Raw genomic sequence first — 11,712 nt, forward strand, 5'->3', positions numbered from 1 at the left:
GGTAATCCTCCCAAAAAATAATAACACCTAAAAGTAGAAACTAACTGCTAAAATACTAGCAGGAGATTTCGACATGAAAAAATCAAGATTTACCGACACACAGATTGTTAACATACTCAAACAAGCAGAACAAGGCGTACCCGTCAGTGACATATTACGTGAACACAATATAAGTCAGAGCACCTTCTATAAATGGAGGAGCAAATACGGTGGTATGGATGCCTCACTCATTACCCGTCTTAAAGAATTAGAAGCTGAGAACGCTCGCTTAAAGAAGATGTACGCTGAAGAGCGTCTAAAATCAGACATCTTACAGGATGCCATGTCAAAAAAGTGGTAGCGCCGTCTAGGCGCAAAGAGCTTGCTGAGCATTACATCAAAGCCAGAGCCATTAGCGTACGCTTGGCCTGTCTGATCTTTAACATCAGCATAACCTGCTATTACTATCAGCCAAAGACAGCGGATGATAATGAGCAAATAGCCAAGCTGTTGATTAATCTGACAAACGACCATAAAAACTGGGGCTTTAAGCTATGCTTTCTATACTTAAGAAATGTACTCAGACTACCTTACAACCATAAGCGTGTTTATCGTATCTACCGTGAGCTTGAATTAAACTTAAGAATAAAGCCTAAACGCCGTATTAAGCGAGACAAACCACAAAAGCTTGCTGTACCAACTCATATCAATCAAAGCTGGAGCATGGACTTTATGCACGATGCTTTAACCGATGGTAGAGCCATTAGACTCTTTAACGTCATTGATGACTTTAATCGTGAAGCATTAACCATAGAGGTCGACTTCTCACTACCAGCTCAAAGAGTCATACGCAGTTTAAATCAGCTAATAGAATGCCGTGGCAAACCTGATCAAATCAGGTGTGATAATGGCCCTGAATATATCAGCAATGATTTAAAAGACTGGGCAACTGAGCAAGGTATTGTTATCGAATACATTGAGCCTGGCAATCCTCAGCAAAATGCTTATGTAGAGCGCTTTAATAAAACAGTTCGTTATGATTGGCTTAATCAGGAGTTGTTTAATAGTTTAGAGCAAGTGAGACAGCAGGCTGAGGCTTGGCTCAATCACTATAATAACGAGAGACCCAATATGGGTAATGGTGGCTTTACGCCGATTCAGAAACTTAATATGGCAGCTTAGTTCTACTTATTTAGTGTTTTAAATATGGGGGTATTTCCCCATATTAAGTGCAACACCTGTTAATACTTATGAGTTGGACGTCCAACAACTGCGCATTGCCTTTGATGGTGATGCGGTATTGTTTGATGACTCTGGTGAACTGCTATACAGACAAAAAGGCTTAAAGGCGTTTCATGATAGAGAAGCCAGTATGGCTGACTTACCTATTGAGAAAGGACCCTACGCAGATTTACTCATCAAATTATCGAAGCTACAAAACAATATTCCTAGTAATCTTGAGCCCGCGCCTATACAAATTGCACTGGTGACAGCGCGTAACGCGCCTGCAGATTTAAGAGCAATAAAAACTCTACGTGAATGGGATGTTAATGTTGATATGGCATTCTTTTTGGGGGGACTAGAGAAGACAGCGGTTTTAAAAACTTTTGCACCGCATATCTTCTTCGATGACTCAATCAAACATATAAACTCAGTAAAAAACTTTGTACCCTCAGCGCTTGTGCCCTATAACTCAGCTTCCAAATTGTATATTGGCTAGCGTTGGTTTAAGTGGCTATTTATGAGTTACTAATCCACATGGTCTGATACGGTTGCAATTCTAAAAACTCAGTAGATAAATCTATTTTTTGATTGGTGATCAGCTCATTCCAGTCGTCAGTTTCCATTAAATTAATATCAGACAGCAAGATGGATTGTTTTTTATCAGTAATATTATTTAAACAGAAAATACTTTGCTTGCGTTTTAGATTTTGACGCCAATAGCCAAAAACATGGGGACCCAATTGTAGGGTGAACTGCTGGGCATTCGGATGAAATGCAGGTTGTGCCTTGCGTATTTTGATAAGTTTAGTCAGCACTTCGTGTACGATATATTGATTAGAGTCAGGCGTATTCAATAAGCCTTCCAACTTATCAAATTCCCAGCGATGACGATTGATTGAGCGGTTACGCCCCGTGCGATTAACACCTTCGTAATCATTCGATGTGGCTAGCAGGCTATGAATATAGATACCTGGAATACCTTCGATACCTAACATAATAGCTTGGGCACAAATAAAGCGCTCAATTTGATACTCGTCGGGTCCAGCAAAAGTGCCTTGTAGTGCATCGAACAAAGTGATATTAATTTCATACGGTTTTTGACTACCATCTGCTAACGCACGACTCGAAACCTGTCCACCAAACTCCCGCATTTTATTAACCAAAGCGCCAATCTCTTCGTCCGCCAGCAATCCTTCGGCAGGTCGTAGACCGATACCGTCGTGGGAGGCAATAAAATTGAAATATACGGTACCACTCTGAGTTGGTGGCATACTAATCATCCAACTGTTTAAGTAAGTGCAGTTGCCAGAAGCTAGCGTATACAATAATAATGGTGGTAAGGAGAAGTTATATATGCCGTGTGCTTCGTTAGCATTACCGAAGTAGGTTAAGTTTTCTTGGTTGGGTATATTTGTCTCAGTAATAATGATAATTGATGGATCGACATGTTCAATTAATGTGCGCAATAACCGCACTACCTCGTGGGTTTGCGGTAGATTAATACAGGTTGTTCCAATGATTTTCCATAAAAAAGCCACTGCATCTAGTCTGAATAACTTGGCTTCATTGTCGATGTAAAAGCGGATAATTTCGACAAATTTAAGCAGTACATTGGGATTGCTAAAGTCCAAATCTGCTTGATCATGCCCAAAGGTACACCATACATAGTCATCCCCGTTTACCGTTTGTGTTTCTCGTAGTAAAGGAGTGACTCTAGGACGGGTCACATCCGATAAATCATCGCTAGGACTTGCTGTGAAAAAAAAGTCATGGCCTGTACCACTACCTTTTATAAAGTTTTGAAACCATTCACTTTGTACTGAGCAGTGATTGATGACCAAGTCAAACATTAAGTCATAATCTTTGCCAATGGCAGTAACGTCACCCCAAGAACCTAAGCTCGGATTGACCGCTTTATAATCAATAACCGCAAAACCATCGTCGGAACTAAAAGGATAAAATGGCAAGATATGCACATTATTAACAGTGTCTTTGAAGTAGTCATCTAAAATAGTATGCAGAGTAACTAAGGGTTTCTCGCCTTCTTTAACGACACTATCTCCATAGGTAATCATCACAATATCGCTTTCATTCCAGTAATTGTGATGAGCCTGTGGAGAGGCGATATCGTCTTCAGACTTAATACCAATGGTTTCCAGCAGTTTAGTAGCCAGTGCCTGATAGCTAATATCCATCTCAACATCGGCGTAAATACTATCCAAATGGTGTATGATCTTGTCACGAAGAGTTTGTAGTGCCATATTGCTTACTCCTACGCCCTGAACTCAGCGGTATCCGCTTCTACTGCTGCAATGAGTCGTTCACTAATATCGGGTATGGCACTTGCTACCCGATTCCAGCTTGGTATAAACGGTGTCTCCATAGGATTATCTAAAAAGCTTTGACCGGCTTTCATAATATTACTGGCGAACATTTCGACCGCTTTTTCTTCATTATGAATATCAAGCTTTAATCCATTCATGACCGCATCATTGTGATAGGTCTCGACAAAGTCTAAAGCAATTCGGTAATAGGTGGCTTTAATGGATCGAAATGTCTCGTTACTCAGAATGTAGCCTTGTGTGGCCAGTTTACGAAACAAAGCTTTGGTGATGTCAATAGACATTTTTGATAGACCGCCTTGATCATTGTGCTGTGACAAATCTTGATGCTTGTGATCATAGATATCACAAATATCTACTTGGCACAGATGGTTGCGAGCGTAATTACGATGCATTTCAGAGAGAACGCCAATCTCTAGTCCCCAATCACTAGGGATACGAATGTCGTTTAACACATCACGTCTAAACGAAAACTCACCAGCTAATGGATATCTAAAGCTGTCCATAAATTCTAAATAATCATTATCTCCTATGGTGCGTTTGAGAGCGCGTATAAGCGGCGTCACTAGCAGACGAGAGACTCGGCCATTGATTTTGCCATTGGCAACACGTGCATAGTAGCCTTTACTAAATTCGTAGTTGAACATAGGATTAGCAACAGGGTAGATCAGTTTGGCAAGAAGATCTTTTTCATAAGTAGTGATGTCGCAATCATGCAATGCGATTGATTCTGAACGTTCTGAGGCTAAAATATAACCCATACAATACCAAACATTGCGACCTTTCCCCATCTCCTTCGGCGCTAATCCATGAGTTTGAAGTTCTTGATCAAGCGCCTTAAGCCGAGGACCATCATTCCATAAGACTCGGTGATGCTGCGGCAACTTATCAAAAAATTTCAATGCCTGTCGGTATTGAGTCTCATCGGCCCTATCCAAACCAATCACAATTTCTGATAAATAAGGAACCTCTTGAAGTTCACTAACAATATGAGGTAAGGCATCACCTTCAAGCTCTGAAAATAAAGAGGGCAGTATAAGACCCATCGGACGTTTTTTTGAAAACTGAACAAGTTCAGCTTCGATATCTTCATAAGGTCGACGCGTCAAGTTGTGTAAAGTAGTAATAACGCCGTTTTGAAAAAAATCAGCCATAAGTCCTCCTGACTATAATAGTTAAGTTTTTAATATATCATTTGTAATCTATAGTTTTAATAGTGTGGTTAGCATCTCGTCCCAGCCTTCAGGACCTGTCAGCGAGCTGGTATAAACCTCTTCTTTATTAACGTCAGGCGGCGGGTTAGTAGGGGAGACAATACGTACTGCTATATCAGCGGCTTCAAGCATGGCAACATCATTTTGACCATCACCAAGAGCAATAGTATGGGTATCGACTTTGAATTGCTTTTCATATTCAGCCGCCAGCCACTGTAACGCTTGTCCTTTATTGCAATCTCCCGAAATATGGATAAAACGTCCACCTTCTAAAGGGTAGGCCCCTTTGTCTTTTATAGCTTTGATAAATTTAGCTTTGTCAGCGTCATCTCCTAACCATAAAATGGGTTCTCCAAATTGACGTTTGGCGGCTGAGGCAGCGGACTGAGCGTCTAAGCCGGTACACTCTTGGATATCGGATACGCTCATTTTTGAAAATTGCTTATACTGATCTGAGAACTCATCATTTAACTGTTCAAGCAAACTTATCCAATGTGATTTATCTGCTATAAAGGACTTACACCAAAAGCCGTCTATTACAGTGGTATCAATGGGTTTATGCTTCAAAAAGAATAGGGGGATATAAATAGCAGCACCATTTTCTATAATGAACGGGCCATTTAGTCCGATACGATGTCGAAGTGTCTGCATCTCGGCATAAGTCTTACTGGTTGTTGGTATGACCGGTATTTCTTTTTTTCGAAGTTTATTTAATGTTGGTATTGCCGCTGTGTATGAATAGGTGTGGTGATCAAGTAAAGTACCATCCATATCTGTGAAAACTAAGGTTTTAATCATAATATTCTAATTATTTAACTACTTTTTGATTGGTGATAGTTCTGGATTCATCAAGAAAAAATACGGTATCTGATTCATTGGGTAGTGTCTTCAAGGTGTGTTCGGTCAGTCTTTGATAATGCTGAATAAAAATTGCTATTTGTTCATCAGTCATAATTGCCTTATCTTTTGTATTAGTGTTTGCAAGCTTATGTTCCTGCTCGCCTCGCCATTTGAAAACACAATCAAACGACGGCGCCTTTAAGAATACTTTGTAGTTGACCATTTCAAACAAAGTTTGATAATCCTGACTAAGCTGCTTATTAACATAAGTACGCCATATCCTCTTAGCATCATGTTCTTTTTCTAATTCATTAACTGCCTCTGATAATGCTTCAACTGGCTGTGGCGTTAAGTTAACGCACCAACCCTCTAATAAAATGATGTCTGGTCGATAATTTATTGTAGCCCATTTATCGGTAGGGTAAGGATTGTCAGAGGCTTTGTTAAAGCGTGGTATCAAGGTATAAGCGCCATTTTGTAGTCGATCAAATGTCTCGATGGCCAGCGTTATATCATGAGTACCGGGTACCCCTCGTATTTTTAATAAAGGATGAATGTTTTTTGCTAATGCCAATCTCTCAGCTTGACTGAAATAAAAATCATCTATTGATAAAGAGACGATTTTTTTATCATGTTGGGCCGATAAATACTCTGCTAGATAGCTAGTAAGTGTTGTTTTACCAGAGCCTTGGCAACCACTAATGCCTACAATAAAGGGATGGGGTGACCTATTATGGTGCTCTATTATCCGTTCACATAGCGGCAAGAACCATTGTTGTGCGGTTTTTATATAGTTATCTGGTAGCTCATGTTGTGATAGAAATTTCTGCATATCCATTTTCAAGATCCGTATCGTAACTTGCACGCTACTGTTTTAGTATGAACAGTGCTTTATCGTTACAATATCTATGCCATGCTGATGGCGTTGATAGTTCGTAAGGAGGAGCAATTATTTAAAGCCTGATGCAATAAAACAGTGCATTAGCCATATAATGGTGCATCATAAGGAAAATCGTATGGACAATCTTGTGTCGTATCAAATATTACCGTTTGCTAACGAGTCGCACCCGATTGCTAAAGGCGCTAACTTTACTTACTAACTTTGCTCAGTAACTTCGCTCAGTAACTTTGCTAAAGCTTAGTGGGAATACAATCGCTTGAGAATTGCTTATATTAAAATTAAAACGCTTTGTATTGGGTATATTTGTATTCAGTATAGAGCGGATTAAAGTTTGGTATCGTGATTTAGATGGATTTAGGTCATAGCTATCGCACAAATAATGGCGCATAAAGAATTGACATAGTTGTATTGTTTTTATGAATATAGACTATAATGGACGTTTATGAAAACCTACATGGATGTTAGTGCATAACGAGAGTAGTCGTATGAAAAACTTAATTAAGATGACTGAAATAGAAGACTTACGCAGAGTCGCTGAGCGTAAAGTTCCGCGTATGTTTTACGATTATGTGGATTCAGGTTCTTGGACACAAACAACATATCGCAACAACGAGACGGATTTTGATCGTATTAAATTACGCCAGCGAGTGCTTGTCGATATGGAAAATCGCAGCTTAGCTACGACAATGATCGGTGAGAAGGTAACCATGCCCGTTGCGATAGCTCCGACGGGTTTTACAGGGATGATGTGGGCAAATGGTGAGATGCACGCTGCCCGCGCGGCCGAGAAATTTGGCATCCCTTTTTCATTGTCGACCATGAGTATTTGTTCTATTGAAGACGTGGCTGAATATACCAATCGCCCCTTTTGGTTTCAGCTATACGTCATGCGTGACAAAGAATTTATGTCAAACCTTATACGCCGTGCTAAGCAGGCCAATTGTTCTGCCTTGATATTGACTGCAGACTTACAAGTCCTTGGTCAGCGTCACAAAGATATCAAAAACGGTCTATCCGCGCCGCCCAAACCTACCCCTGCAAATATCCTTAATCTTATGGCTAAGCCAGAATGGTGCTTAAATATGCTCAGTGCTAAACGGCGCACCTTTGGTAATATTGTTGGACATGCAAAAGGTGTGGGAGATTTGTCCTCCTTGTCGTCATGGACTGCCGAACAATTTGACCCTGCATTAAGTTGGGATGATGTGGCTAGAATCAAAGAGATGTGGGGCGGTAAGCTTATTATTAAGGGCATTATGGAACCCGAAGATGCCATTATGGCTGCCCGTAGTGGCGCTGATGCGATGGTCGTCTCGAATCATGGCGGACGCCAATTAGATGGTGCCCCATCCTCTATTGCCAGTCTTAGCGATATTGTACAAGCAATACAAAGTGAGAGTAGCGATATTGAGATATGGCTAGACAGTGGGGTACGATCAGGACAAGATATTTTAAAAGCTATGGCATTGGGTGCTAAAGGGACGATGATAGGTCGTGCTTTTTTGTATGGTTTGGGCGCTTATGGAGAAGATGGCGTTCGCCGTGCTTTAGAAATATTATATAAAGAGTGTGATATTACAATGGCGTTCACTGGGCATACGCATATTGATAAAGTAGATTCTAATATCTTAGTTAAGGGTACCTATGAACATCTTAAATCATTGCCACCTATTGCTCCTCGCGGATAGAGGTGCAATATAGAACTACAATAAGGTAATAAATAGGTCAAACGAAACCCTACTTCTAATAGCCTACGCCTTATATTCCAATATTTAAAAACCGACTCAATATGTTTATGAGCGCATGTATCGTCTTATTATTGATATCAACATCATCCTAGAAACACTGCAAAACACTTTGCCTGACAATATACTTCAAGCCGACAGCGCGCTGATAGGCACAACTGAAAACATTGCCTATATGATGGAGCTCATTAAGTAAACACTCGATTATTAGAACTGAAAATTATTTAATAACCATGACATACAGTCATAAAATAAAGACAAGCAAAAAGGATAGCTCCATGACGACTTCAACGGTAGAATACCAAGGCAATTTGCGTACTCAAGCGCTGCATCTACAATCTAATAATCAAATTATTACTGACGCGCCAACCGATAATCATGGTAAAGGTGAAGCGTTTTCACCTACTGATTTATTAGCGACCAGTTTGGCAAGTTGTATGCTGACTATTATTGGTATTAAAGCTGCGGATATGGAAGTAAACGTGATTGGTACAAAAGCTGATGTAACAAAAGTTATGGCTGCTGAACCACGCCGAGTTAGTGAAATCAAAGTAAGTATTGAGTTTTATAAAGAGTTTGATAAGCGAACGCGTAAAGTTCTTGAAGCCGCTGCATTAACTTGCCCTGTAGCAAAAAGTATTCATCCAGATATTAATCAAGATATAACTTTCAAGTACCCAGACAGTATTTAATAAAAGCTGTTCAGTAAAAGTTCTCTAATAATAGCTATCTAATATAAAGGGAATACTATGTCTAATAAAACGTTACTTATCGTTGCTCATGCGCCATCGCCTAATACTAAAAAACTGGCTGAGGCCGCTGCAAGAGGGGCCGATCACCCAGACTTAGAAGTAGAGGTTATTTTAAAGTCCCCACAAGATACGCAGCCTGAAGATGTATTAGCAGCAGATGCGCTATTATTAGGCACTACAGAGAATTTTGCGTATATGGCAGGACTGATTAAAGACTTTTTTGATCGTTGCTATTACCCCATATTAGAAAAGAAGCAAGGGATGCCATTTGCTGTCTATATTCGAGCGGGCCAAGATGGGACAGGAACCGAGCGAGCTATGAAGACCATTACAACAGGACTACGCTGGGAGTGGATACACGAAGCTTTAATATTAAAAGGGGAATGGAAAGATAGGTTTATTGATCAGGTGGAGGAGCTAGCGATGACATTAGCAGCAGGGTTAGAAGCAGGAATTTATTGAAACTTAATTATAATAGGATATAGATTAAAATTAGTATGGTTTAAATGAAGTATTAGGCAAGAACAAGAAACTTATATGTCAATATATTTAGTTTTATGACGACAAGAATCCTTTAAATCCAAACAGAATTCTCTATTTGAAATTAGCATGCGAAAAACTTAAAGAAAAATAAAATAAACAGTTGACACTAAAAATAAAGTGTCTATAATACGCACCTCATCAGGACAACATGAACTAAGTCAGATAGACATAGAGAAAAATGTTTTGATAAAGAATAAAATAAAGCTTGACAGAATATATAATAATTTATATACTAGACGGCTCGCTACTAAAGCTTACAGCACTTCAAATTGAAGAGGCTAATAACTTTATAGCACAACTAGTCTTGGACGACAAGCTAGTCATTATTTAAAAGCTAGAACTAAAGAACAACTTGTGTGGATTTTTGCTGATTAAGAATGCTAAAAATGAAGTTGGGATTGTTTGTATCTATTAATAGGTATGGATAATGACTAACTATAAAAAATTATCATTTAATACAGCAGAAAAACTCGAAGTTAATTCATTATATGAAACATACGAAAAGCAATTTGCTAGTATTAAATGAGCCAAGATTAGTAATCTATCTTACTTTTAATTAAGTGAAAGGTTACAAGCAAGATTAAACTGAAGAGTTTGATCATGGCTCAGATTGAACGCTGGCGGCAGGCTTAACACATGCAAGTCGAGCGGAAACGATGATAGCTTGCTATCAGGCGTCGAGCGGCGGACGGGTGAGTAATACTTAGGAATCTGCCCAGTAGTGGGGGATAGCACGGGGAAACTCGTATTAATACCGCATACACCCTACGGGGAAAAGGGGGCGCTTGCGCTCTCGCTATTGGATGAGCCTAAGTCGGATTAGCTAGTTGGTGGGGTAAAGGCCTACCAAGGCGACGATCTGTAGCTGGTCTGAGAGGATGATCAGCCACACCGGGACTGAGACACGGCCCGGACTCCTACGGGAGGCAGCAGTGGGGAATATTGGACAATGGGGGCAACCCTGATCCAGCCATGCCGCGTGTGTGAAGAAGGCCTTTTGGTTGTAAAGCACTTTAAGCAGTGAAGAAGACCTTATGGTTAATACCCATAAGCGATGACATTAGCTGCAGAATAAGCACCGGCTAACTCTGTGCCAGCAGCCGCGGTAATACAGAGGGTGCAAGCGTTAATCGGAATTACTGGGCGTAAAGCGAGCGTAGGTGGCTTAATAAGTCAGATGTGAAATCCCCGGGCTTAACCTGGGAACTGCATCTGATACTGTTAGGCTAGAGTAGGTGAGAGGGAGGTAGAATTTCAGGTGTAGCGGTGAAATGCGTAGAGATCTGAAGGAATACCGATGGCGAAGGCAGCCTCCTGGCATCATACTGACACTGAGGTTCGAAAGCGTGGGTAGCAAACAGGATTAGATACCCTGGTAGTCCACGCCGTAAACGATGTCTACTAGTCGTTGGGGGACTTGATCCCTTAGTGACGCAGCTAACGCACTAAGTAGACCGCCTGGGGAGTACGGCCGCAAGGTTAAAACTCAAATGAATTGACGGGGGCCCGCACAAGCGGTGGAGCATGTGGTTTAATTCGATGCAACGCGAAGAACCTTACCTGGTCTTGACATATCTAGAATCTTGTAGAGATACGAGAGTGCCTTCGGGAATTAGAATACAGGTGCTGCATGGCTGTCGTCAGCTCGTGTCGTGAGATGTTGGGTTAAGTCCCGCAACGAGCGCAACCCTTTTCCTTAGTTACCAGCGGGTTATGCCGGGGACTCTAAGGATACTGCCAGTGACAAACTGGAGGAAGGCGGGGACGACGTCAAGTCATCATGGCCCTTACGACCAGGGCTACACACGTGCTACAATGGTAGGTACAGAGGGCAGCTACACAGCGATGTGATGCGAATCTCAAAAAGCCTATCGTAGTCCAGATTGGAGTCTGCAACTCGACTCCATGAAGTCGGAATCGCTAGTAATCGCGGATCAGAATGCCGCGGTGAATACGTTCCCGGGCCTTGTACACACCGCCCGTCACACCATGGGAGTTGATTGCACCAGAAGTGGGTAGCCTAACCTTTTAGGATGGCGCTCACCACGGTGTGGTCGATGACTGGGGTGAAGTCGTAACAAGGTAGCCGTAGGGGAACCTGCGGCTGGATCACCTCCTTATAAACGGCATTCGGTCAGCAAGAATTCACAACAAGTTGTTCTTTAGTTTTAG

Annotated in this window: 9 protein-coding genes, 1 rRNA gene and 2 pseudogenes; 8 read left to right on the plus strand and 4 right to left on the minus strand. The window is 41.1% G+C overall.

The window, feature by feature from the left end; genetic code table 11:
• The first annotated feature begins 73 nt into the window (after window positions 1–73).
• Together AC2SLP_RS11665 and AC2SLP_RS11670 are read left to right on the plus strand one after the other, a co-directional pair.
• Window positions 74–1,161 (plus strand): IS3 family transposase gene (locus tag AC2SLP_RS11665; RefSeq protein ID WP_486535860.1). Its coding sequence is split into 2 segments (ribosomal slippage): window positions 74–326 and window positions 326–1,161, totalling 1,089 coding nucleotides; the frame shifts between segments, so codons are not numbered across the junction.
• 40 nt (window positions 1,162–1,201) lie between these two features.
• A pseudogene (locus AC2SLP_RS11670) lies at window positions 1,202–1,699 on the plus strand (5'-nucleotidase); the annotation flags it as partial.
• A 19-nt stretch (window positions 1,700–1,718) separates the two neighbouring features.
• Here AC2SLP_RS11670 and AC2SLP_RS11675 read toward each other — a convergent pair.
• From AC2SLP_RS11675 to AC2SLP_RS11690, 4 genes are read right to left on the minus strand one after another with little or no spacing between them, the layout of a single operon-like run.
• Window positions 1,719–3,464, minus strand: a complete 1,746-nt coding sequence (locus tag AC2SLP_RS11675) for a sugar phosphorylase (protein ID WP_486536814.1) — start codon at window positions 3,462–3,464, stop codon at window positions 1,719–1,721.
• Between the two features lie 11 nt (window positions 3,465–3,475).
• A complete protein-coding gene (locus tag AC2SLP_RS11680; protein WP_486536815.1) occupies window positions 3,476–4,699 on the minus strand; it encodes a glycosyltransferase family protein in 1,224 nt (407 codons plus the stop codon).
• A gap of 48 nt (window positions 4,700–4,747) precedes the next feature.
• Window positions 4,748–5,557 carry an HAD-IIB family hydrolase gene (locus AC2SLP_RS11685; RefSeq protein ID WP_486536816.1) on the minus strand — a complete coding sequence of 270 codons (810 nt, stop codon included), beginning with the start codon at window positions 5,555–5,557 and terminating at the stop codon, window positions 4,748–4,750.
• A gap of 10 nt (window positions 5,558–5,567) precedes the next feature.
• Window positions 5,568–6,437 carry a hypothetical protein gene (locus AC2SLP_RS11690; protein ID WP_486536817.1) on the minus strand — a complete coding sequence of 290 codons (870 nt, stop codon included), beginning with the start codon at window positions 6,435–6,437 and terminating at the stop codon, window positions 5,568–5,570.
• A 163-nt stretch (window positions 6,438–6,600) separates the two neighbouring features.
• On the opposite strand from AC2SLP_RS11690, the pseudogene AC2SLP_RS11695 reads away from it, so the two are divergent.
• The 6 genes and pseudogenes from AC2SLP_RS11695 to AC2SLP_RS11720 form a co-directional block, all read left to right on the plus strand.
• A pseudogene (locus AC2SLP_RS11695) lies at window positions 6,601–6,693 on the plus strand (hypothetical protein); the annotation flags it as partial.
• Window positions 6,694–6,985: 292 nt separating this feature from the next.
• Window positions 6,986–8,188 (plus strand): alpha-hydroxy acid oxidase, encoded by a 1,203-nt coding sequence (locus tag AC2SLP_RS11700; protein WP_486536818.1) that lies wholly within the window; start codon window positions 6,986–6,988, stop codon window positions 8,186–8,188.
• A gap of 115 nt (window positions 8,189–8,303) precedes the next feature.
• Window positions 8,304–8,441, plus strand: coding sequence for a hypothetical protein (locus AC2SLP_RS11705; RefSeq protein ID WP_486536819.1), 138 nt, complete (start codon window positions 8,304–8,306; stop codon window positions 8,439–8,441).
• Window positions 8,442–8,523: 82 nt separating this feature from the next.
• Window positions 8,524–8,937 (plus strand): OsmC family protein, encoded by a 414-nt coding sequence (locus AC2SLP_RS11710; protein WP_486536820.1) that lies wholly within the window; start codon window positions 8,524–8,526, stop codon window positions 8,935–8,937.
• Window positions 8,938–8,994: 57 nt separating this feature from the next.
• On the plus strand, window positions 8,995–9,459 hold the full coding sequence (locus tag AC2SLP_RS11715; RefSeq protein WP_486536821.1) for a flavodoxin family protein: 465 nt from the start codon (window positions 8,995–8,997) through the stop codon (window positions 9,457–9,459).
• Between the two features lie 663 nt (window positions 9,460–10,122).
• A 16S ribosomal RNA gene (locus AC2SLP_RS11720) occupies window positions 10,123–11,660 on the plus strand.
• Window positions 11,661–11,712: the final 52 nt, after the last annotated feature.

The sequence above is a fragment of the Psychrobacter sp. CX21 genome (genome assembly GCF_057396255.1).